Origin of the sequence: Saccharopolyspora taberi (assembly GCF_039534165.1) — a bacterium.
In the GTDB taxonomy this organism is placed as follows: domain Bacteria; phylum Actinomycetota; class Actinomycetes; order Mycobacteriales; family Pseudonocardiaceae; genus Saccharopolyspora_D; species Saccharopolyspora_D taberi.
Genome location: NZ_BAAAUX010000014.1, coordinates 838,024 through 859,815, shown reverse-complemented (window position 1 = coordinate 859,815; position 21,792 = coordinate 838,024). Strand labels below are relative to the sequence as shown.

15 protein-coding genes are annotated in these 21,792 nt (G+C 69.1%); 10 read left to right on the top strand and 5 right to left on the bottom strand.

The window, feature by feature from the left end; genetic code table 11:
• Positions 1 to 78 precede the first annotated feature (78 nt).
• From ABD691_RS18250 to ABD691_RS18225, 6 genes are all read left to right on the top strand, one after another.
• On the top strand, positions 79 to 7,113 hold the full coding sequence (locus ABD691_RS18250; RefSeq protein ID WP_344681211.1) for an amino acid adenylation domain-containing protein: 7,035 nt from the start codon (positions 79 to 81) through the stop codon (positions 7,111 to 7,113).
• A 1-nt stretch (position 7,114) separates the two neighbouring features.
• Entirely contained in the window at positions 7,115 to 8,245 is a 1,131-nt protein-coding gene (locus tag ABD691_RS18245; protein ID WP_344681209.1) for a methyltransferase, read from the top strand.
• 20 nt (positions 8,246 to 8,265) lie between these two features.
• Positions 8,266 to 8,499, top strand: a complete 234-nt coding sequence (locus tag ABD691_RS18240; RefSeq protein WP_344681207.1) for an MbtH family protein — start codon at positions 8,266 to 8,268, stop codon at positions 8,497 to 8,499.
• Positions 8,500 to 8,502: 3 nt separating this feature from the next.
• Complete coding sequence (locus tag ABD691_RS18235; protein WP_344681204.1) at positions 8,503 to 9,366, top strand: alpha/beta fold hydrolase; 864 nt, start codon at positions 8,503 to 8,505, stop codon at positions 9,364 to 9,366.
• A 128-nt stretch (positions 9,367 to 9,494) separates the two neighbouring features.
• On the top strand, positions 9,495 to 10,445 hold the full coding sequence (locus ABD691_RS18230; protein ID WP_344681202.1) for a DMT family transporter: 951 nt from the start codon (positions 9,495 to 9,497) through the stop codon (positions 10,443 to 10,445).
• Positions 10,446 to 10,773: 328 nt separating this feature from the next.
• A complete protein-coding gene (locus tag ABD691_RS18225) occupies positions 10,774 to 11,445 on the top strand; it encodes a hypothetical protein (RefSeq protein ID WP_425565101.1) in 672 nt (223 codons plus the stop codon).
• On the opposite strand, the gene ABD691_RS18220 is transcribed toward ABD691_RS18225, so the two are convergent.
• The 4 genes from ABD691_RS18220 to ABD691_RS18205 form a co-directional block, all read right to left on the bottom strand.
• Positions 11,429 to 12,667, bottom strand: coding sequence for an alpha-amylase family protein (locus ABD691_RS18220; RefSeq protein WP_344681200.1), 1,239 nt, complete (start codon positions 12,665 to 12,667; stop codon positions 11,429 to 11,431). The two genes, ABD691_RS18225 and ABD691_RS18220, sit on opposite strands and share 17 nt — an antisense overlap.
• Positions 12,668 to 12,852: 185 nt before the next feature.
• The gene (locus tag ABD691_RS18215; RefSeq protein ID WP_344681198.1) at positions 12,853 to 13,527 is read right to left on the bottom strand and encodes a DinB family protein; all 675 of its coding nucleotides are present in this window, start codon (positions 13,525 to 13,527) and stop codon (positions 12,853 to 12,855) included.
• 120 nt (positions 13,528 to 13,647) lie between these two features.
• A complete protein-coding gene (locus ABD691_RS18210) occupies positions 13,648 to 15,666 on the bottom strand; it encodes an oxidoreductase (RefSeq protein WP_344681196.1) in 2,019 nt (672 codons plus the stop codon).
• Between the two features lie 28 nt (positions 15,667 to 15,694).
• Positions 15,695 to 16,240: a PadR family transcriptional regulator gene (locus ABD691_RS18205; protein WP_344681194.1), complete on the bottom strand. Its 546-nt coding sequence runs from the start codon at positions 16,238 to 16,240 to the stop codon at positions 15,695 to 15,697.
• A 174-nt stretch (positions 16,241 to 16,414) separates the two neighbouring features.
• On the opposite strand from ABD691_RS18205, the gene cysC reads away from it, so the two are divergent.
• The 3 genes from cysC to ABD691_RS18190 all read left to right on the top strand — a co-directional run bounded on the left by cysC (position 16,415) and on the right by ABD691_RS18190 (position 19,661).
• Positions 16,415 to 16,960, top strand: a complete 546-nt coding sequence (gene cysC / locus ABD691_RS18200) for an adenylyl-sulfate kinase (RefSeq protein WP_344681192.1) — start codon at positions 16,415 to 16,417, stop codon at positions 16,958 to 16,960.
• 431 nt (positions 16,961 to 17,391) lie between these two features.
• A complete protein-coding gene (locus tag ABD691_RS18195) occupies positions 17,392 to 18,396 on the top strand; it encodes an aKG-HExxH-type peptide beta-hydroxylase (protein ID WP_344681190.1) in 1,005 nt (334 codons plus the stop codon).
• On the top strand, positions 18,396 to 19,661 hold the full coding sequence (locus ABD691_RS18190) for a YcaO-like family protein (protein ID WP_344681188.1): 1,266 nt from the start codon (positions 18,396 to 18,398) through the stop codon (positions 19,659 to 19,661). Before ABD691_RS18195 ends, ABD691_RS18190 begins: the two co-directional genes overlap by 1 nt.
• Positions 19,662 to 19,680: 19 nt before the next feature.
• Here ABD691_RS18190 and ABD691_RS18185 read toward each other — a convergent pair whose 3' ends face one another.
• Entirely contained in the window at positions 19,681 to 20,412 is a 732-nt protein-coding gene (locus ABD691_RS18185; RefSeq protein ID WP_344681186.1) for a class I SAM-dependent DNA methyltransferase, read from the bottom strand.
• 74 nt (positions 20,413 to 20,486) lie between these two features.
• Here ABD691_RS18185 and ABD691_RS18180 point away from each other — a divergent pair, with 74 nt between their 5' ends.
• On the top strand, positions 20,487 to 21,785 hold the full coding sequence (locus ABD691_RS18180; protein WP_344681184.1) for a cupin domain-containing protein: 1,299 nt from the start codon (positions 20,487 to 20,489) through the stop codon (positions 21,783 to 21,785).
• Positions 21,786 to 21,792 lie beyond the last annotated feature (7 nt).

Genomic DNA, 21,792 nt, shown 5'->3' with positions numbered 1-21,792 from the left:
CGATCGGAATCCACGGAGCAGCCAAAGAAAAATACCGCTGAGAACGATGCCGCTGCGGCTGACGGGTACGTGTTCCCGTTGTCGTTCGCGCAGCAGCGGTTGTGGTTCCTCGACCAGCTTTCCCCGGGCGAGGCGACCTACAACGTCCCCGGCATGGTCCGCCTGTCGGGCGCCGTGGATGTCGACGGTCTGCGGTGGGCGCTGGATCAGATCGTGGCGCGGCACGAGTCGCTGCGGACCCGGTTCGCCGTGGTGGATGACGCGCCGGTGCAGGTGGTCGAGCCCGCCGCCAGGGTCGACATCGAGGTGACCGAGGCGCCCGGTGCTTCCGAGGAAGACGTGTGGGCATGGGCAGGGGAGCGGGCCCGGTGGACGTTCGACCTGCGCCGTGGCCCGTTGTTCCGGGCGAGCATGCTGCGGATCGCCTCCGATGAGTGGGTGCTGGTCGTGGTGTTGCACCACAGCGTGTCCGATGGATGGTCGTTGGGCGTGTTGCTGCGGGAGCTGTCGGTGTTGTACGGCGATTACGTCGCAGGCAGGCAGCCGTCGCTCCCGGAGCTGCCCATCCAGTATGCGGATTTCGCGGTATGGCAGCGGGAATGGCTCGAAGAGGGTGTGCTGGAGTCCCAACTGGACTACTGGCGGTCGCAGCTCTCCGGCGCGCCTGTCGGGCTCCCGTTGCCGACCGACCGGCCGCGCACCGGGCAGGAATCCCGTGGGGGAGCGCAGCTTCCGGTGTCCTGGAACGCCGAACTAGTCGACGGCCTTCGCGGCGTCGCACGCAGGTCCGGGGCGACGGTGTACATGACGGTGCTGGCGGCTTTTCAGGTGGTGCTGGGCCGGTTCGCGGGTACTGAGGATGTGGTCGTGGGCTCTCCGGTCGCGGGGCGTACGCGCCCGGAGTTGGAGGGGTTGATCGGGTTTTTCGTCAACACGTTGGTGATGCGTACGGACTTGTCGGGGTCGCCGTCGTTTGACGAAGTGCTGCGTCGAGTGCGGGAAACCGCGCTGGAGGCGTATGCGCATCAGGACGTTCCGTTCGAGCGGTTGGTGGAGGAGCTGGCGCCACCGCGTGACGCGGGCCGGACGCCCCTGTTCCAGGTGATGTTCGTCCTGCAGAACGCGCCGATGGGCCAGCTGGAACTGGGCGACGCCGACGTGCGCGCTTCGTCGGTGTCGACGGGCACGGCGAAGTTCGAGCTGACGCTGTCGCTGGAAGAAGTCGCGGGAGGCGTCGAAGGGTATCTGGAATACGACACCAGCCTGTTCGACGCTGACACGGCGCAACGCCTGATCGCCGCGCTGGAACAGGTTCTGGCGGCGGTGGTCGAGGATTCGTCGAGACCGGTGGGATTGCTGCCGTTGCTGCCCGCACCGGAGTACCGGCGGGTGATCGAGGAGTGGAACGACACCACCCGTCCGCTGCCCGAGACCACGGTGCACGGGCTCTTCGAGCAGCACGCCCGCGCCTGCCCGGACGACATCGCTCTGGTTGGGGGAACCCGTCGGCTGACCTACGGCGAGCTGAACCGCAAGGCGAACCGGCTCGCGCACCACCTCCTGGACGGCACCGCCCCGGAAACCCCGATCGCCCTGTACCTGACGCGGTCGATCGACACCGTGGTCGCCATGCTCGGGGTGCTGAAAGCGGGTTGCGCCTACGTGCCACTGGACATGGCCGCACCTGCGGAACGCCTCCGGTTCGTGATCGAGAACTCCGGGGCGGCGGTGCTGGTCACGCACGACGAGCTGCGCGGCCGACTACCGGAAACCGACGTTCCGATCATCACGCTCGACGACGTCGAAGGGACGGCCGAGACCGATCCGGTCCCCTTCCCGGCCGTGTCGCAGGAACGACTCGCCTACATCATGTACACGTCGGGATCCACCGGCCGCCCCAAGGGAGTGAGCGTGCCCCACCGGGCGGTGGTCCGGCTGGCGCTGTCGACCGAGCACGTCCGGATCACGCCGGAAGACACCACGCTCTACCTGGCGCCCGCGTCGTTCGACGCCGCGACCTTCGAAATCTGGGCCGGTCTGCTCAACGGCGCCCGGGTGGCGGTGGCCGACAGCGATCCGCTCGACCTGGACGAGCTGCCCCGGATCCTGCGCGAGCACGGTGTGACCACGCTGTGGTTGACCGCCCAGCTGTTCCACCAGGTGGTGGAGCACGATCTCGACGCGCTCTCCGGGATCAGGAACCTGCTGGCGGGCGGTGATGTGCTCGCACCGGCGCACGTCCGCGCCGTTCGGGAGCGGTTCCCGGAATGCCGGATGATCAACGGTTACGGTCCGACGGAGAACACCACCTTCACCTGCTGCGAAGTCGTCTCGGACGTCGACGGCGAGACCCCGGTGCCGATCGGCGGTCCGATCGCGAACACGCGGGTGTATGTGCTGGACGAGTGGTTGGAGCCGGTACCGGTCGGTGTGTTCGGCGAGCTGTTCGTGGCGGGGCGGGGTTTGGCCCGCGGTTACGTCGGTGACGGGGGCTTGACGGCGGAGCGGTTCGTGCCGGATCCGTTTGGTGATGGTGGCCGGTTGTATCGGACTGGGGATGTGGTGCGGTGGTTGCCGGATGGTCGGTTGGAGTTTGCTGGTCGGGTTGATCATCAGGTCAAGATTCGTGGGCATCGGGTTGAGCTGGGTGAGATCGAGTCGGTGCTGCAACGGTGTCCGGGTGTGGGGCAGGCGGTTGTGGTGCTGCGCGAGGACATCGGTGGCGGCCCCCGGCTGATCGGCTACGTCACCGGCGAGGGGCTGAACTCTGCCGAGCTGAGCGCCTGGGTCGGCCGGTCGTTGCCGGGGTACATGGTGCCGTCAGCCGTGATCGTGCTGGAGAAATTCCCGGTCACCCCCAACGGGAAAGTCGATCGCGCCGGTTTGCCCGCCCCTGAGCGCGAAGACGTGGTGGGGGCCGGATTCGCAGCGCCCCGTGGTCCGGTCGAACAGGCCGTGGCCGAGGTGTGGGGTGGTGTCCTCGGCCTGGATCAGGTCGGGATCCACGACGACTTCTTCGCACTCGGCGGGCATTCGCTGCTCGCGACGCAAATCGTGACCCGGCTCCGCGAGACCTTCGGCGTCGCGGTGTCGCTGCGGGAGTTGTTCGAACGACCCACGGTCGCGGCACTCGCGGAACTGGTCACTGGCGCGTCAGGTCGGGAGCAGGCGCCACCGATCCCCGTCGCCGACCGCAACGGACCCCTCCCGTTGTCGTTCGCGCAGCAGCGGTTGTGGTTCCTCGACCAGCTTTCCCCGGGCGAGGCGACCTACAACGTCCCTGGCATGGTCCGCTTGTCCGGAGCCGTGGATCTCGACGGTCTGCGGTGGGCGCTGGATCAGGTCGTGATGCGGCACGAGTCGTTGCGGACGCGGTTCGCGGGCACGGATGACGCGCCGGTGCAGGTGGTGGAGACCGCTGGCCGGGCGGGCATCGAGGTGGCCGAGGAGCTCGGCGCCTCCGAGGAATACGTGCGGGAATGGGCGCGCAGGCAAGCCCGGAGGTCGTTCGACCTGCAACGGGGTCCGTTGTTCCGGGTGAGTGTCCTGCGGGTCGCCCCGGACGAATGGCTGCTTGTGGTGGTGTTGCACCACAGCGTGTCCGACGGGTGGTCGTTGGGTGTGCTGCTGCGGGAGTTGTCCGTTCTGTATGGCGATTATGTCGCCGGTAGGCAGTCGTCGCTTCCGGAGCTGCCGGTGCAGTATGCGGATTTCGCCGTATGGCAACGGGAATGGCTCGACGGTGACGTGCTGGAATCGCAGCTGGAGTACTGGCGGTCCCAGTTGTCGGGGGCGCCGGCGGGGTTGTCGTTGCCGACGGATCGGCCGCGGACCGGGCAGGAATCCCGTGGGGGAGCCCAGCTTCCGGTGTCATGGGATGCGGAGTTCGTCGAGGGTGTTCGCGGCGTCGCACGCAGGTCCGGGGCGACGGTGTACATGACGGTGCTGGCCGCGTTCCAGGTGGTGCTGGGCCGGTTCGCGGGTACTGAGGACGTGGTCGTGGGATCTCCGGTGGCCGGGCGTACCCGTCCCGAGTTGGAGGGGCTGATCGGGTTTTTCGTCAACACCCTGGTCATGCGCACGGATCTGTCCGGCTCGCCGTCGTTTGACGAGGTACTGCGCCGAGTACGGGAAACCTCGCTGGAAGCGTACGCGCATCAGGACGTTCCGTTCGAGCGGTTGGTGGAGGACTTGGCTCCACCGCGCGACGTGGGCCGCACCCCGTTGTTCCAGGTGATGTTCGTCCTGCAGAACGCGCCTGCTGGGGACCTGGAACTGAACGACGTCGAAGTACAGGCGTTACCGGTGTCGACAGCGACAGCGAAGTTCGAACTGACGCTGTCGCTGGGAGAAGTCGCCGGAGGCATCGAGGGATACCTCGAATACGACACCGGCCTGTTCGACCCTGGCACAGCACAACGCCTGATCACCGCAGTGGAACAAGTACTCGCGGCAGTGATCGCCGACCCGGCCCGGCCGGTGAAGTCGCTGCCGTTGATGCCTGCGTCCGAACTCCGGCGGGTGACAGAGGAGTGGAACGACACCGCCCGCCCGATCCCGCACAACACCGTCCACGAGCTGTTCGAGCAGCACGCTCAAGCCCACCCGGACGACACTGCCCTTGTCCAAGGCGCCGATCGGCTCTCCTACGACGAACTGAACCGGAAGGCGAACCGGCTCGCGCACCAGCTCCTGACCCGCACCGCGCCGGAAACCGCAGTCGGCATCCTGCTGGACACGTCCGCCGAAACCGCGATCAGCGTCCTCGGTGCGTGGAAAGCGGGTTGTGCCTACGTACCGCTCGAACCTGGCTTTCCGGACGGGCGGATCCGGCAGATGCTGGCCGACGCCGATGTCCGCGTCGTGCTGACCCGCGGCTCCCTGGCCGACCGCGTCGACACCGGCGTGCCCGTCGTCCGCCTCGACGAGGTCACCGAGGCTCTGAAGGACTACCCCGACACCAACCCCGCGCGGGTGTCCGACCCGCGGCATCCCGCGTACATCATCTACACGTCCGGCTCCACCGGTACGCCCAAGGGCGTGGTGGTCGAACACCGGAACGCGACGAGCTACCTGGTCGGCATCACCGAGCGGTTCCGGCTCGAACCCGGTGACCACTACGGGCTGTTGCAGCCGCTGGCCGTGGATTCGTGCCTGACGGTGCTGATCCCGGCCCTCGGGCACGGCGGCACGCTGCACGTCCTGGGACGCGATCAGTCGCTGGACCCCGACGCCGTCCTCGAACACTTCCGGCGGCATCCGATCGACGTCCTCAAGATCGCCCCTTCGCACCTCGCCGCCCTCCTCGACGCGGTCCCGTCGCCCGATCTGCTTCCGAGGAAGATCCTCGCCCTGGGCGGAGAAGCATCGCAGTGGGACTGGATCCGCGGAACGGTCGCGCCGCTGGCGGGCGAGGACGCCGAGGTGTCCATCCACTACGGGCCCACGGAGACGACCGTGGGCGTGCTGACGAATCCGGTCGACCCGGACGAGGTGCCCAGGGGTCCTCTCGTGCCGCTCGGCAGGCCGATCGCGAACGCCCGGGTCCACGTCCTGGACCAGGCCGGAGAACCCGTTCCGGTCGGCGTTTTCGGTGATATCCACATCGGTGGTGCCACCGTCGCCCGCGGCTACCTGAACAGGCCGGACCTCACCGCGGAGCGGTTCGTGCCGGATCCGTTCGGCGACGGTGAACGGCTGTACCGGACGGGAGACCTCGGACGCCGGCTGCCGGACGGGCGGTTGGAGTTCGCAGGCCGGATCGACCACCAGGTCAAGATCCGGGGTTACCGGATCGAGCTCGGCGAGATCGAGGCGGTGCTGGAGCGGCACGAGTCCGTGCGGCAGGCGGTCGTCGTGGCCCGCGAGTCGGTGCGGGGCGACAAGGAACTCGTCGCCTACGTCGTGCCCGGCGAAACAGCGGAGTGCGCGGAGGATGAGCTGAGGCGCTTCCTCGAATACTGGTTGCCCGCGCACATGGTTCCCGGTGCCGTGGTCGTCCTGGCCGCGCTTCCGCTGGGACCGCAGGGCAAGGTGGACCTCCGCGCGCTGCCCGAGCCCGGTCCGGCGCGGGACGCGGAGCCGTCGCGCGAACCCAGGAACCAGGTGGAGCGGCAGCTCGCCGAGATCTGGGAGGAAGCGCTCGGCACCGCGCCGATCGGCATCGACGACGACTTCTTCGCGCTCGGCGGGCATTCGCTGCTCGCCGTGCGGATGATGGGGCTGGTCCGCGACAGGCTGGACGCCGCGGTACCGCTGGCCGCGCTGTTCCGGAAGCCGACCATCGCCCATCTCGCGTCAATGCTGGAGGAGGTCGGGACTCGGCAGGTCCTCGTACCCGTGCGCGACGAGGGATCGGGGCCGCCGTTGTTCTGCGTGCATCCCGTGGGCGGCGAGGTGTTGTGCTACGCCGAGCTGGCCAGGGCACTGGAGCGGCGGCTCATCGCGGTGCAAGCCCCCGAGGAGACGTCGGCGACGACGATCGAGCAGCTGGCCAAGCTCTACGCAGAGGAGATCCGCCGGGCGCAGCCGAGCGGCCCGTACTTCCTCGCCGGGTGGTCCATGGGCGGCCTGCTGGCGTTCGAGATGGCGGGCGAGCTGAACCGCCAGGGGGAGGAGGTCGGTCTGCTCGCCCTGCTCGACACGCACGTGCCACCAGCGCACCGGGCGTCGATCGCGGGCCACGACGAGCTTCCCGTGCTGTCGCGCTTCGCCGCGGACGCGCTGCGGCTCGCGAACCGCGACGTCGACGACCTCCAGGACCTGGATCCGCTGCGCCTGGCCGACATCCTGGAAAACGCGGGAATATCGTCCAAGGTGGACACCCAACGGCTGCTCGACGTGTTCACCCGCAACTCCGAGGCAGTTGCCCAGCACCGGCTGCGCCCGACGGACCAGCGGATCGTCCTCTTCCAAAGCGCCGAGGGGAATTCCGGCCTCGCCAGGCAGTGGGGACCGTGGGCCGGATCCGTCGATTCGCACATCGTTCCCGGCGACCACTACAGCATGCTCAGACCGCCCCAGGTCCACTCCCTCGCCGAGCTCCTGCGACACCAGCTGGACCAGGCGGTGCGGGACTGTGCCGGCCCGCAGGAAGAATCGGAAGGTGCATGAGATGAGGCTGGACGCCACCGCGCTCGTCAAGGTCCGCGACTACCTCGACGAGATGATGTACGCGATGCTCGATCTCCGGATGTCGTTGGAACTCGGCCCGAGCATGACCGGTTTCCCGGCGTTCGAACCGCTGCGCAAGGTCGTCGCGCGCCTCGGGTTCGAGCACGCGGTCCTGTTCCGGCTGTTCCGCCTCGGCGAGACCGTCGAGGACCAGGACCTGCGCGCGGCCGTTCCGGACGGGATCGTCACCGCGCTGCTCGACGCCGAACTGCTGGTCCGCGACGGCAACGGTGGCTGGCGCACCCCCAGCCTGCTGCTGGTCCCCGCCGAGGGATTGATCGTGATCAGCAGCATCCCGCCGTCGTACCCCACGCGCACCGGACCGACCCACACCTGGTTCGACCTCTCCACCGCCGTCGTCGCCAGGACCATCCCGCGTTCGCTGGCCGGGCAGCGGGCGCTGGACATCTGCTCCGGAACCGGTATCCAGGCGTTGCTGTGCGCCGAACGCGGGGCCGTTCAGGCGGTCGGCGTCGAGCTCAGCGCACCCGCGGTCACGATCGCCCGGGCCAACGCCGTGCTCAACGGGCTGGCGGAGCGGACGGAGTTCCGCGAGTCCGACGGCTTGGCGGCGCTGGATCCGGACGAGCAGTTCGACCACGTGCTGTGCAACACGCCGTACGCGCCGGTCGTGCGGGACGAGGAACCGGCGACGTTGGGCGACATCGGCAACAGCGTCGTGTGGCCGGTTCTCGACGCGTTGCCCAAGCACCTCTCGCCGATCGCCGGCGGCCTCATCGCCACCTGGCGTTCGGTGGGCTCCGGCGGGGACACGGAACAACGCGCGTCGATCACCGCGCGGCTGGGCGAAGCGGGCTGCTCCAGCTCCGCCTACCTGGACCCGGCTTTCGACACCGTCGAAGGAGTTCAGCGCATCCTGCGCAACGATCTCGCGGAGCGTTCCCACCTCTCGGCCGAGCGCTCCGAGGCCATCCAGCGCAGGGTCGCGGAACTGCTGTCGGACCCGGGCTCCCCGGTGGACGGCTTCTACAACCAGCTCATCCACTTCCGCAAGGACGGCGGCAGCACGACGAAGACGTTCCGGGTGTCCGCGCCCGCCCAGCAGGGATGACGAACGAGAGGAGTGCCCCGATGACCGGCAGCGAGAACAACGGCAGCGAGAACCAGCACGGCGAGACCTTCCACGTGGTGGTCAACCGCGAGGAGCAGTACTCGATCTGGCCGACCTTCAAGGAGATCCCCGCGGGGTGGACCGAGGTCGGCAAGCAGGGACCGAAGGCGGAGTGCCTGGACTACATCAGGCAGGTCTGGACCGACATGCGGCCCAAGAGCCTGCGCGAGGCCATGAGCCGGGGAGGGGACTGACGGTTGCGCGTCCGGGTTGGCGGTATCGAGCTGTTCTTCGACGTGGTGGGCGCTCGGCTGGTCCCCGACGGAGCGGTCATGCGGGAGCGGCCGACCATCGTGTGCCTGCACGGTGGTCCCGGCCTGGACCACTCCTCGCTGCGCCCGGATTTCGACGCGCTGGCCGGGGACGGTCAGGTCGTTTACCTGGACCAGCGCGGTCACGGGCGCAGCGACCGCAGCACCCCGGACCGCTGGTCGCTCGCGCAGTGGGCCGACGACCTCCGGGAGTTCTGCGAGCGGCTGGGCATCGAGCGTCCGGTGGTCCTCGGCACCTCGTTCGGCGGGTACGTGGCGATGGAGTACGCCGTGCGCCACGCCGACCACCCGTCGAAGCTGGTGCTGGTCAGCACGTCCGGCAGGGGTACCGGCGACCGCGGCAGGCTGGAGCGGATGTTCGAGGCGTTCGAACGCGTCGGCGGCGCCGAGGCGCGGGAGGTGACCCGGCGGCTGTTCGCGGAGCGGACCGCGGAGGCGCTCGCGGACTACCGCCGGGTGTGCGGGCCGCTCTACAGCAGGCGGGCACCGGACCCGGACGCGTCGAAGCGGACCATCGCCAACGAGGATGTGCTGCCGTACTTCGAACGCCCGACCGGGGAGGGCGCGCTGTTCGACATCCGTCCGCGGCTCGGGGAGGTGCGCTGCCCGACGCTGGTGGTCGGTGGCCACGACGACCCGATCACGCCGATCGCCGAGCAGCGCGACATCGCCGAGGCGATCCCCGCGAACCTGGTACGTCTGGAGGAGTTCCCGGACTGCGGGCACGGGGTCATACGGGACGACCCCGAGAAGTTCGTCCGAGTCGTGTCCGAGTTCGTCGCAGGCTGAGCCCGGCGAGCCCTCGGGCCGGCCGCGCCGAGCCGGAAATGCGATGTCCGCAATCCGCTAGCCTCACGACCGATCGCAAGGTTGACTGCCCCTGGGGTGGATCGGGACAGACGTGAGGAAGCAACCGCATGGTCGAGGCTCCCAGCAGGGCGCAGTCCAAGGTCGTGGCGCAGTTCGTCCTGCTCGCGATGGCGTGGGGATCGAGCTTCCTGTTCATCAAGATCGGCCTGAGAGATCTCTCCCCGACGCAGGTGGTGCTCGCCCGGATGGTCTTCGGCGCGCTGGCGCTGGGCGCGCTCGTGGCGATCACCCGCCGCCCGCTCCCGCGCGACCCGCGCGTGTGGGGACACCTCACGGTCGTCACCGTGCTGCTGTGCGTGGTTCCGTTCACCCTGTTCGCCTGGGCGGAGCAGAAGATCTCGTCGGGGCTCGCCAGCATCTTCAACGCCACCACGCCGCTGGTCGCGATGGTCTTCGCCGCGGCCATGCTGCCGACTGAAAGGTTCAACCGGCCCCGCACCCTCGGGGTCGGCCTGGGCTTCGCGGGCGTGGTGACGATCATCGGCCCCTGGAGCGGGCTGGGCGAGCACAACGACTTCCTCTCCCAGCTGGCCTGCCTCGGCGCCACCGCGTGCTACGGCCTCGCCTTCGCCTACCTGCGGCGCTTCGTCGCGGGCCGCGGCCTGCCGGCGCCCACGCTCGCGTTCGTCCAGGTCCTCATCGGAGCCGTGATCATGATCGTCGCGACGCCCTGGGTGGCGAGCGAACCGGTCGACGGGCTGAGCGTCACGGTCGTGCTCAGCATGGTCGTCCTCGGCGCCTTCGGCACCGGGATGGCCTACGTGTGGAACAACAACATCGTTTCCGCCTGGGGCGCGGTGAACGGCGCCGCGGTCACCTACCTCTCGCCGGTCGTGGGCGTGATCCTCGGGATCGTGCTGCTGGGCGAACCCCTCAGCTGGAACCAGCCGGTCGGCGCGGCGCTGGTCATCCTCGGGATCATGGCGGCGCACGGGCGCCTGAACGGGATCTTCCAGCGGCGCGGCGGTGTCTCCGCGGAACAGGAGGGTGTCCGATAGCGCACCGATGATCCAGGTGTGGTCACAAAGCCGAGAGCTCGTCGTCAAGCCAGGTTGGGGACGTTGTTGTGACGCTGATCGAGAAGGAAATTCCTTTCCGGACGAAGCTGAGACTGATGTGGGTCTTCGGGCGCACCTGGTGCGGGCTCGCGCGGTTCGTGCGGAAAAACGTCTCACTCCACGAGTTCTGGCTGCGTTCGCAGTGTCCGTGGGAGTGCGATGAGGCTCCCCCGGGAAAACCCCAGTCCGGATAGCCGTTCCTGGATCGGGGTCTTCTCCGGGCGATTCCGGATCCTGCCGCGGCTGCACGGGACGCACAGTTGCGGGCGTGGTGGGTTCTCAGCGGTGGCGGCAGGCCCTGGTGTGGTTGCACGTGATCACTTCGGTGGGCTGGATGGCACAGGCCCTCGTGCTGTTCACGTTGCTGTCGGCCGGTTTCGGCAGCGCCGAGCGGGAAGTGCGGGTGGCGGCGACATCGATGGCGCACGTCGTGGACACCGCCCTGCTCGCGCCGCTGGCCAACGCCGGGGCGTTTACCGGGTTCGTGCTGGCCGCCGCCACGCCGTGGGGGTTCTTCCGGAACTGGTGGGTGCTGGCGAAGTTCGCGATCACCGGCGTCCAGCTCTACGCGGGCATCTTCGTCCTGTCCGGCGCGCTGCGCGCCACGGCCGCGGACGCCGAAGCCGGGGCGGCGCCGCCACTTCCGCTGTTGGCCGGGACCGCGCTGATGGCGTCGGCGATCGCTTTCCAAGCGTGGCTGTCGGTGGCCAAGCCGTGGCGGAGGACCCCGTGGGCTTCGACGCGGAAACTGCCTGCCGCGTCGAAGCGGGTGTTCGCGGTGGCGGTGTTCGCGCCGATCGCCGACATCGCGCTCGGTCTTGTCACGGGATTTCCGAGCCCGTTGTTCGAAGTGCTGGTGCTGGTCGTGGTGCTGAGCGCCCGGCCGCGGCGCGGACGCGGATCCGCGCCGCGGCCCGACTCGGTCAGCGCTTCGGCGTGACTCGCAGCAGCGCGACGCCGTGCGACGGGACCTCGGCGCTGATCTCGCCGCCGGTCTCGGTGTCGGTGTGCGCCCACAGGTCGCGCAGGACGTACCGCCCGGCCTGCTTGGCGCCGATCTCCTCGGCGGTGGTGGCGATGGTGGCTGCCTCGCCGCCGCGGTTGAACAGCGCGACCGCGCGGGAGCCGTCGGCGAGCTCCTTGACCCAGACCTCCTGGTCGCCGTCATCGCGCACCGGAGCGCCCTGCTTGCCCGCGGCGTCCTGGTTGACCGCGATCACCTCGCGGTTGGTCAGGATCTGCTTGACGTTCTCCGGCATCTCGCGCACGTCGTTGCCCGCGATCAGCGGTGCGGCCATGATCGACCACATGCTGAAGTGCGCCACGGCCTCGGTGTCGGTCAGACCGGGGTAGCCCTCCACGTCGTGGACGCCGACTTCCAGCATGTCGGGGTCGTTCCAGTCGCCGGGGCCCGCGTGTTCGGCGAGCTTGCCGTTGGCCTCGATGATGTTGACCACGCCCATCGGGAAGCCGTCGGAGTTGCCGGTGTCCCAGGCGGGTTTGATGTCGTCGGTGGTGCGCCACAGGTGCGCGCCGACGTCCGGTGCCCACTCCCAGGGAGCGTTCTCGCCCCATTCGCAGACCGAGTAGACGATGGGGCGCCCGGTGGCTCGCAGGGCGTCGCCCATCGCGGCGTAGCGCTCGGTCGCCGGAACCCCCTGGTTGTTGCAGTTGTCGTACTTGAGGAAGTCGACCTCCCACTCGGCGAAGGTCCGGGCGTCGACCTCCTCGTGGCCGAGCGCGCCGGGCATGGTGTCCGCGCAGGTCCGGGTGCCCGCGCTCGTGTAGATGCCGAGCTTGAGGCCCTTGCCGTGCACGTAGTCGGCCATCGCCTTGATGCCGCTGGGGAAGCGCTCGTGGTGCGGCTCCAGCTCGCCCTCCGCGTTGCGCTCCGGCTCCGCCCAGCAGTCGTCGATGTTGACGTAGCGGTATCCGGCGTCGCGCATGCCGGAGGCGACGATCGCGTCGGCTGTTTCTCGGATGAGTTGTTCGTTGATGTTGCACCCGAAGGTGTTCCAGGAGTTCCAGCCCATCGGCGGCGTCGCGGCCAGGCCGTCGTCCGGCAGGGCACCGGACGCGGTGGGCGCCAGCGCCAAGCAGGTGGTCACGGCGGCGCCGAGGGACACCATCAGCCTCGCTCGGCGGGATCGCGTGGACGTCATCGTCGCTCCTCACTCGCAGCGGCCGGGGACCGGATGCGGCCCCGACCGGCCAGGCGTGTCCCCAAAATAGGACAACATCGAACATCAGCGAACAAGACGGCGATCAGGTGAACGCAGGCTGGGAGATCGCTGGGAAGGCTCGCCGGCCCGCGGTGCCGTTGGCTCCGCAGGCCCGGAATCTGTGATCAGCCTGCTGCGGAGGTGTTCCCGTTCGCGCGGGGTGTGCCGTCCCAGCGCCACGTGGTCAGACGAGGGCGCCCGGGCAGTTCGGCGCGTCCGGTGGCCCACAGCAGGGCGGGCCAGGGTTCCGCGTACCCCGGGGCGTTCGGGAACAGCCGGGCGAGCACCCGCGAACACAGGCCGGCCGGTGGGTTCCAGGTGAGGCCGAGCCCTTGCGCCAGGTCGTGGGTGTGCACCAAGGTCTCCACGATCCCCATCGCGGCGAAGCCCTCGGCGTCGGAGGTGCCGAAGACGTGGTAGGCGCGAACGTGCGCGGGCGTCGTGCGCACCATCGCGACCAGCAGCGCGCCGCTGGCCTCCAGCACCTGCAACAGGCCCTCAGGTCCCGCCTCGCCGTCCGCGTGGATGGCGTTCGCGGGGCCGCCGGGCCGTCGGCTCTCCCACACGAAGGGCACTTCGCCGTCCATGGGCGGATTTCTGGGGCCCAGTTGCACGGCGTATGCGAAGAGATCGTCGCTGAGGTGCTCGACGGTCTCCCAGCAATTCCATTCCAGCGGACCCGCTTTTCCGTCCCACGCGGCCGGCGGTGCCTCGCGGAGGACCTCGACCGCGAGGTGCACGGCGAGGTCGAGGTCATCAGCGGTGACGGGAGACGGGGAAGTCTTGGCTGAGCGGGACATGGCAGGACGGTATCCCGGTTGGAATCGGGACGTCCTCCCATTAATCGGGGGCCGCGGTGGAGATCGAGAAGCTGCTTGCGACCGGCGTGCTCCGTGCCGGCCAGTCCCGACGGCCGCCGGCTAGAGCCTCGCGGCGAGTTCGGTCCCCTGCGCGATGGCCCGTTTCGCGTCGAGCTCGGCGGCGACGTCGGCCCCGCCGATGACGTGCGTCGCGACTCCGGCGGCGGTGAGCTCGTCGACAAGCTCGCGCTGCGACTCCTGGCCCGCGCACACGACGACGTTGTCGACCTCCAGCACGCGCGACTGCTGCGACTCCAGGGTGATGTGCAGGCCGTCGTCGTCGATCCGGTCGTACTGGACGCCGCTGAGCATCTCCACGCCCTTGGCGCGCAGCGACGCCCGGTGCACCCAGCCCGTCGTCTTGCCCAGTCCCTTGCCGATCTTGGACTTCTTGCGCTGCAACAGGAACACCTGCCGCGGCGAGGGCTCCGGACGCGGCTCGCCCAGACCGCCGCGCGCCTCCTCCGGGTCGACCACGCCCCACTCGCGCATCCAGGCTTCGGGCGCGAGCGCCGGGGAGCCGGTGTGGGTGAGGAACTCGCTGACGTCCACGCCGATCCCGCCCGCGCCGATGATCGCGACCCGCTCGCCGACCGGAGCGCCGAGCAGCAAGTCGCTGTAGGACAGGACGCTGCGGTGCTCGATCCCGGGGATCCGGGGCGAGCGCGGGGTCACGCCGGTGGCCACCACGACCTCCTCGTAACCGCCCTCGGCCAGCTCGGTCGCGGTCACCCGGCGGTCCAGGTGCAGCTTCACGCCGGTGAGGTCGAGCTGCCGGGTGAAGTAGCGGATCGTCTCGTCGAACTCCTCCTTGCCGGGGATGCGGCGGGCCAGGTTGAACTGGCCGCCGATCTCCGACCGCCCTTCGAACAGCTCCACCTCGTGCCCGCGCCGGGCCAGCGAGGTGGCCGCCGCGAGACCGGCGGGCCCGGCCCCGACCACGGCGATCCGCTTCGACCTGCGCGCGGGCAGCAGCCTCAGCTCGGTCTCGTGCGCCGCGCGCGGGTTGACCAGGCAGGTCGCGACCCTGCGCTGGAAGACGTGGTCCAGGCACGCCTGGTTGCAGCCGATGCAGGCGTTGATCTCGTCGCTGCGGCCCTGCTCGGCCTTGACCACCCAGTCCGGGTCGGCGAGGAACGGGCGGGCCATCGACACCATGTCCGCGTCGCCCCGCGCGAGGACCTCCTCGGCGGTCTCGGGCATGGTGATCCGGTTCGAGGTGACGACCGGGATCCGCAGGTGCGGCCTGAGCTTCGCGGTGACCCAGGTGAACGCGCCGCGCGGCACCGAGGTGACGATCGTCGGCACCCGCGCCTCGTGCCAGCCGATCCCGGTGTTGATGATCGTCGCGCCCGCGTCCTGCACCTCCGCGGCCAGCGCCAGGACCTCGTCCCAGGTCTGCCCGCCTTTCACCAGGTCGAGCATCGACAGCCGGTACACCAGGACGAAGTCCTGGCCCACGGCCTCGCGGGTCCGGCGGACGATCTCGACCGCCAGCCGCCGCCGGTTCTCCGGGGATCCGCCCCACTGGTCGGTGCGGCGGTTGGTGTGCGGGGCGAGGAACTGGTTGATGAAGTAGCCCTCGGACCCCATGATCTCCACGCCGTCGTAGCCGGCCTCCCTGGCCAGCACGGCGGTACGCGCGAACGCGTCGATCTGGGCGCGCACTCCGCGCCCGCTGAGCGCCCGCGGCTTGAAGGGGTTGATCGGCGCCTTGACGGCCGAGGCGGAGACGCTGAGCGGGTGGTAGGAGTACCTGCCCGCGTGCAGGATCTGCAAAGCGATCTTCCCGCCCTCCTGGTGGACGGCGGAGGTGAGCTGCCGGTGCTGCCGAGCCTCGGCCCTGGTGGTCAGCTTGGAGGCGAAGGGCAACAGCCATCCGGTGCGGCTGGGCGCGAAGCCGCCGGTCACGATCAGCCCCGCACCACCGCGGGCGCGCTCGGCGTAGTACTCGGCCAGCCTCGGGAAGTTGCCTGCGCGGTCCTCCAGCCCGGTGTGCATGGAGCCCATCACGACGCGGTTGCGCAGCGTGGTGAAGCCGAGGTCCAGCGGGGACAGCAGGTGCGGATAGCTGCTCATGGGTGCCTTTCGACGGCGTGGGGAGGGATCAGGAACCGCTGTGCGGGCCGAGGGCGTCGAGGACCTCGCGGTACCAGTCGAGGAATCCCTGTTCCTGGATGATCCCGCCGCGCAGCACGAGGTACTGCGCGAGGTCGTGACCGCTGAGCCGGTCCGGTTCGGGGAAGTCGCGCGCCTCGATCTGGCGGTAGAGCTCCAGCTGGGCGGCGTGGCGTTCGCAGTGCCGGGTCACGTCGGCGAGCACCGCGTCGCGATCGCCGAACGCGGCACCGCGGATCTTGACCGCGAGGTCGTGCCGGATGACCTGCGGGTCGGACGGCTCGCCGAGCCAGCGGGAGAGTTCGGCGCGGCCCCGCTCGCTGGGCTCGTAGACCTTGCTGTCCGGTTTGCCATCGCCGGGCACGGTCGTCGCGGTGACCCATCCGGCCTCGGTCATCCGGCCGAGAACCCGGTAGATCTGCTGGTGGCTGGCCTTCCAGAAGAAGCCGATCGAGCGGTCGAACCGCCGGGCCAGCTCGTAGCCCGTGCTCGACCGCTCGAGGAGCGAGACCAGTATCGCGTGTTCCAGCGCCATGCGAGGAGCATATGCAACGAGTAGCACTGCAACAAGTGGCATAAGTATTCGAACGTCAGTTCTAATGCATCGCCGACCACCGAGGCGGCCGTCCGCCAGGTCGAAGATGATGTCTCTTGTGGACAAAGGACCGTCCACAAGAGAGTCGGTGCTTCGGTCGAACGGGAGGACGACATGGGCGTGACAGGTCTGGGGGCTACGGTCTGGTTCACCGGCCTTCCCAGCTCGGGAAAGACGACGATCGCGAACGCGCTGGCCCGGCGTCTTCGGGCGGGTGGTCATCGGGTGGAGGTCCTGGACGGGGACGACATGCGCGCGTTCCTGTCCGCTGGGCTGGGTTTCACCCCGGAAGATCGGGACACGCACGTCCAGAGGGTCGGTTTCGTCGCGGAGTTGCTTGCGTCCAACGGCGTGAAGGCGCTTGTACCGGTGATCGCGCCCTATCAGGCCAGTCGCGAGGCCGTGCGGAAACGTCATGAGCAGTCCTGCTCCGAGTACCTGGAAGTGCATGTCTCCACGTGCGTCGAGGTGTGCGCGCAGCGGGACGTCAAGGGCCTGTACGCCAGGCAGCGTTCCGGTGCGCTGGTCGGCCTCACCGGAGTGGACGATCCTTACGAGATCCCGATCGAACCGGATCTAAGGATTGACACGCAGGTCAAGAGCCTGCCCGAGTCGATGGAGCTGCTGCACGCGATGTTGAGGGGCAGGGGGCTGGTGTAGCCGGACCGCGGCCTTGCGCAGGGCAAATAGGTCCAGTGTGGACATCCAGCCGGTGACGGCTCCTGATCGAATGCGAACGGGGCCACAGGTCCGCGTGGCACGCGTTCAGGGTGATCCGCTGGTCCATTCGATCGAGTGGCGACCGTGGCCGGGGAATGCCCGGCCTCTTAGCGTCAGCCTCGCAATGCAACACCAACACGATGGAGGTTCACATGAGTGAGACTGCCGCCCCCACGCTCGACGAAGCCGTCATCGAGGAAGTTCCCGCGGTCGAGCTGCAGGAGTACGCCCTGATGATCGACATTCCGTGGGACTGAGCGTCCTGCGCCGAGTGAGGTCATGACCGGCGGGGAGCGGGGCTTTCCTCGCTCCCCGCCGCATTTCTGGACGGATCCCCGCCCGGCCGCGGGGAGAGCAGGAGGAAGAGCAAGGTGCGCATAGAGCCCGACGCAGGCGAGGCGGCACGGGAGTCGGCAGCGGTCCAAGACGTGATCCGCGGTGTTCTGGGGATTCCCCCTTCCGGCGACGGAACCTCCAGAGATGAGGAGTCCCTCAGACTTCTGGATCTGCGCTATCCCGGTAGCTGTGCATGGGCCTACCAGGTGCAGACGGCCCGTCGTTCGGGGCACGCGCCGGGACAGGACGACCAGCTGGCGACGTTGATCGCCTTGTCCGAGGAGAGTGCGGAAAGGGCGTCGAAGAGTGCGTGCGCGGCTTGGCAGGTGGATCTCGCCCCGTCCGAACCGCATCTGCGGGACAGTCTCGCGCGGGCTTTGAAGCAAACCCCGCCGAAAGCAGACGGTTCGCCGACGACCGCCCAGGCGATCGACTGGGGCGCATCCGAGCGTGCGGTTCTCTGCGCCACGGCTTGCCTGTTGGCCGAGTTCTGGCCGGAAGTCCTCGCCGAGCTGGCCGCGGTCGTCCGTCAAGTGGTTCTCATGGACAGCAACCGGATCGCGGGATTCACCGATTTCACCTCTCATGGAGCGGTCTTCCTGAACCGCCGCCGATTCGCCGACGGCGAGGGCGGACTCCCAGCCGCGGTGCATTGCGCCGAAGCGCTCGTGCACGAGGGAACGCACAACCGGTGCAACGGGGCGAACGCCGTCCGGCCCTTCCTCGTCGCCGACGCTGCGGAAACCCTGTCGGAGACTCCGCTGCGTTCCGACCCCCGCCCGCTCGCCGGGCTTTTCCAACAGCTCGTCGTCCTGGAACGGTGTTGTGAGCTCTACGAACGCTTGCTGGCGGACGAAGACACGTTCCCGGCCAAGCGGGAGACGTTGCGGGTCCGCCTCGATCAGCTGATCGGGCAAGCGGATCAGGCCAGGAACCTGCTCCACCGCCACCGGGAGGCGCTGTCGGACCACGGCTGCCTGGTGTTGGACGAAGCCGGAGCTCGCGCGGCGCTGCGGGTCAACGACGGGGTTTCCGCCTGATGCCGATCCGGCCCCAGGAAGCGGTACCGGCACTGCCGACCCGGGTTCACCTGTTCAACCCGTTCCCCGGGAATCCTGAGATCGTGTTCGGCCGGATCGCCGCCCGAAGCCCGGCTTTCGGGCGGAACCCGGCAGCGGGCGGTGATCAGGTCGTCGTCGGATCAGCCGCGGGCCGCAGCGAGGAGTCCGTGGTGCCGCGCACCCGGGGCGAACTGTTCGAACGGGCGGCCAACATCATCGCCGGGCGCACAGCGGAGGGCCGGGCGACGGTCGCGTCCTTCTCGGAGCTCCGAAGGGCCGGGCGAACGGCGCTGGACCCGGCTTCCTGGCACGGGAGTGGAGGCGCCGAGGACCGCGAGTTCCGTCTGCAATGGGTGAACGGTGAGTGCCTGCTCACCGGCGAGCCGACGTTGGTCCCGGCGGGGGCGGTTTTCCTCCAGCACCGCTCGCCGACGGTGATCAACGTGGGTTCCACGGGCCTGGCCGCCCACCACGACCACGACTCCGCTGTGCGGCATGCCCTGCTGGAGACCCTGGAGCGGGATCTGGTCTGGCGGGCCTGGTACGGCGTCGGTGCTGACGTCCCGGACGGTCGGCGAATCGCGCTGCCACGAGATCTGGAAGCCACAGTGGACGGAATGGGGCTCCGCGCCGGTGCGCTGTTGCTGGCCGGTCCCGCTCGAACCGGATGCGTGGTGGTCTGCCTGGCCACGCCCGAGGGGCGTGAGCAGGCTTTCGGTGCTCGTTGCGTGGTGGATTCCAGCGCCGACGAACTGTGCAGGGGAGTCGAAGCCGCGGGCTACGAAGCATTGATGTTGCGGTGGAGCATGCGGTCCTCGAAGGCCGCTGAGATCGCCTGGCGCGAGTGGGGCGCGTCGTCGCAGGTACCGCCGCGCAACGCGGTCGAGCACGGGTTGGCCGCGTTCCACGGGCGCTTGGGCCTGAACCCGTGGAGTCGCCTGTGCCGGCGGGTGGGCCGGTCGGAAGCTTGGGGTGTGGTCGACTTCGACGGAGGGGAGCATGGGGGCGAGCGCGAACGGTCGGGTCAGGCGCTCGACACGAGCGAGCTGGTCGATTCCTTGTGCGAGCACACGCGTTCTGCCGCCGTCGTGGTCGACACGACAGTTCCGGGTCTGGGGCCGGAGGGCTCGGTCGCCCTGCGGGTGGTCGTGCCCGGCGCCCGCGCACTGCCGGGAGACGAGCGGAAGGCGGTCGTCCCGGCCGAACCGGGTGGACACCGTCCGCCGCCGCATCCGTTCGGCTGACGTCGGTGCGGATCGGACATCAGGTGGCGGAACGGTAGACGGAGACGTGCATCGTGCTTGCGCGGTTGAACGGCGCTCCGCTCCAGCTCCCGTACCGCTCGTGCAGCTCCAGCCCCACCATCCGCGCCATCAGGTCGAGCTCGCCCGGCCAGGCGTAGCGGAACGCGGTCTGCATGAACTCGATCCCGGCCGGGGAGACGATGACGTAGCGCGACTGCAGGCGCTGGGTGGCGCGGTCGAAGGTGCGGGTGTTCATCACCAACTGCTCGGCGTCCTGCATGGTCCGCATTCCCTGGCCGCTGCTGTCCACGTGCGCATCGGGCAGCAGACCGTCGAGGACGAAGAAGCCACCGGGTGTCAGGTGACGTGCCACGTTGGCGAAGCAGCTCACCTGCTGCTCCTGGGACGGAAGCTCGAAGAAGGTCGCGGTGGCCGCGTAGATCACGGAGAAGCTGCCGCTGACCGGGACCTCGCTGAAGTCGCCGATCGTCACGGCGACCTCGTCGCCTCCGGGCTTGTCCCGAAGCCTGGCCACCATCGATTCGGAAGCGTCGACACCGTGCACCGGAAGTCCCCGGTGGGCCAGGGGAATCGCGACCCGGCCGGTACCGACGCCCAGCTCCAGAAGGGGGCCGTCCCCGGCCAGTTCGGCCAAACGGTCCACAGTGGCCTGTGTGGGCTGGCCCCGGAACCACGTGTCGTAGGAGTCGGCGATGCGGGTCTCGTAATTGCTGGGGGCGTGATCAGACATGGGAAAGATCGTATCCAGAGATTTGCCGCGGGCCGAACGAGAAACCCGTTCGACAAATGGAGAGGACCAATGTGATGACAGCACAGCCGACCACCGGATCCAGGAACGAGGTCACGGACCTGGAGGAGCCCTCCGCCGGAACTGGTGCTCCGAACCGGGGTTCCCGCGTCGACGACCCCGGGCTGGCCTGGCTCGTGGCGCCGAAGACAACCGAGGAGTTCTTCGCGAACGTGTACGGGCGCGACTTCCAGGTGTTCGGCGAACATTCCGCGTCTCGGTTTACCGACCTGTTCGACTGGGACGCGCTCAACCGCCTGCTGACCGAACACCGGCTGGACGGAACCCAGCTGCGGCTGCTGAACCGGGGACGGTTGGTGCCCGAGTACGCCTACACCGCCCCCGAAATCACCCGTTTCCGCCAGACTTGGCAGCGGTTGCGCCCGGGAGCGCTGACCACGCAGTTGCGCGCAGGAGCAACTCTTCGACTGCGCGATGTGGACCAGCTGTCCGCGCCGGTGCGCGACCTCGCCGCGGCCCTGGAGCGGGACCTGCGCGAGTCCGTCGGGGTCAACCTCTACGCTTCCTGCACCGACATCCCCGGCTCCAACACGCACTACGATCCGCACGACGTCCTCGTCGTGCAGCTCGCCGGGCGCAAGTCCTGGAAGATCTTCGGCCCACGGCATCCTCTTCCGCTGCAGGACGACATGGAGATGTCGGTCCGCGCGCCGGAGGAGCCGATCACCGAGTTCGTGCTCGAACCGGGCCAGGTGCTCTACCTGCCCCGTGGTTGGTGGCACGCGGTCAACGCGACAAGTGGTCCGTCGCTGCACCTGACGTTCGGCCTTCGGCGGGCCACCGGTGCCGACCTGCTGGAATGGGTGGCCGGCTCATTGCGGGACGAGGATCTGGTGCGAGCGGATCTCCCGAGGTTCGAGGACTCCCAAACGCAGCACGCGTACCTCGCCGAGCTGCGGCGGCTGGTGCTTGATCGTTTGCAGGATCCGACTGTCCTGGACCGGATGGCCGTGCACCGCGACGCGGCCAGGCAGGCCGACCCCGGATACGCGCTGCCGCACACAGCTCTGGCGGAGCCGCACTTGCCGGACGACGACGGCATGCGCGCGCAGCTACGCGCCCGGCGGGCGGTCGTGACCGAGGAACAGGCCGAGGTCCTGCTGAGCGCCGGTGGGTTGGAACGGCGTTACCCGGTCGCGGTCACGCCGGTCCTGAAGCGGTTGGCCGTCGGGAGGGAGGTCACGCTCGCCGAGCTGGTTGCCGAGGCGGGAAGCACCGTTTCCTCGGAGCAGGTGGGGGAGTTGCTGGTGGATCTCGCACGGGCGGGACTGGTCGCCTTGCGAGGTCCGGAATAACCCGAGA

Excerpts from the sequence above, each read along its gene's own strand:
- ABD691_RS18245 (WP_344681209.1), top strand. The coding sequence starts at position 7,115 with ATGAGGCTGGACGCCACCGCGCTCGTCAAGGTCCGCGACTACCTCGAC.
- ABD691_RS18240 (WP_344681207.1), top strand. The coding sequence starts at position 8,266 with ATGACCGGCAGCGAGAACAACGGCAGCGAGAACCAGCACGGCGAGACC.
- ABD691_RS18230 (WP_344681202.1), top strand. The coding sequence starts at position 9,495 with ATGGTCGAGGCTCCCAGCAGGGCGCAGTCCAAGGTCGTGGCGCAGTTC.
- ABD691_RS18220 (WP_344681200.1), bottom strand. The coding sequence starts at position 12,667 with ATGACGTCCACGCGATCCCGCCGAGCGAGGCTGATGGTGTCCCTCGGC.
- ABD691_RS18215 (WP_344681198.1), bottom strand. The coding sequence starts at position 13,527 with ATGTCCCGCTCAGCCAAGACTTCCCCGTCTCCCGTCACCGCTGATGAC.
- ABD691_RS18210 (WP_344681196.1), bottom strand. The coding sequence starts at position 15,666 with ATGAGCAGCTATCCGCACCTGCTGTCCCCGCTGGACCTCGGCTTCACC.
- ABD691_RS18205 (WP_344681194.1), bottom strand. The coding sequence starts at position 16,240 with ATGGCGCTGGAACACGCGATACTGGTCTCGCTCCTCGAGCGGTCGAGC.
- cysC (WP_344681192.1), top strand. The coding sequence starts at position 16,415 with ATGGGCGTGACAGGTCTGGGGGCTACGGTCTGGTTCACCGGCCTTCCC.
- ABD691_RS18190 (WP_344681188.1), top strand. The coding sequence starts at position 18,396 with ATGCCGATCCGGCCCCAGGAAGCGGTACCGGCACTGCCGACCCGGGTT.
- ABD691_RS18185 (WP_344681186.1), bottom strand. The coding sequence starts at position 20,412 with ATGTCTGATCACGCCCCCAGCAATTACGAGACCCGCATCGCCGACTCC.
- ABD691_RS18180 (WP_344681184.1), top strand. The coding sequence starts at position 20,487 with ATGACAGCACAGCCGACCACCGGATCCAGGAACGAGGTCACGGACCTG.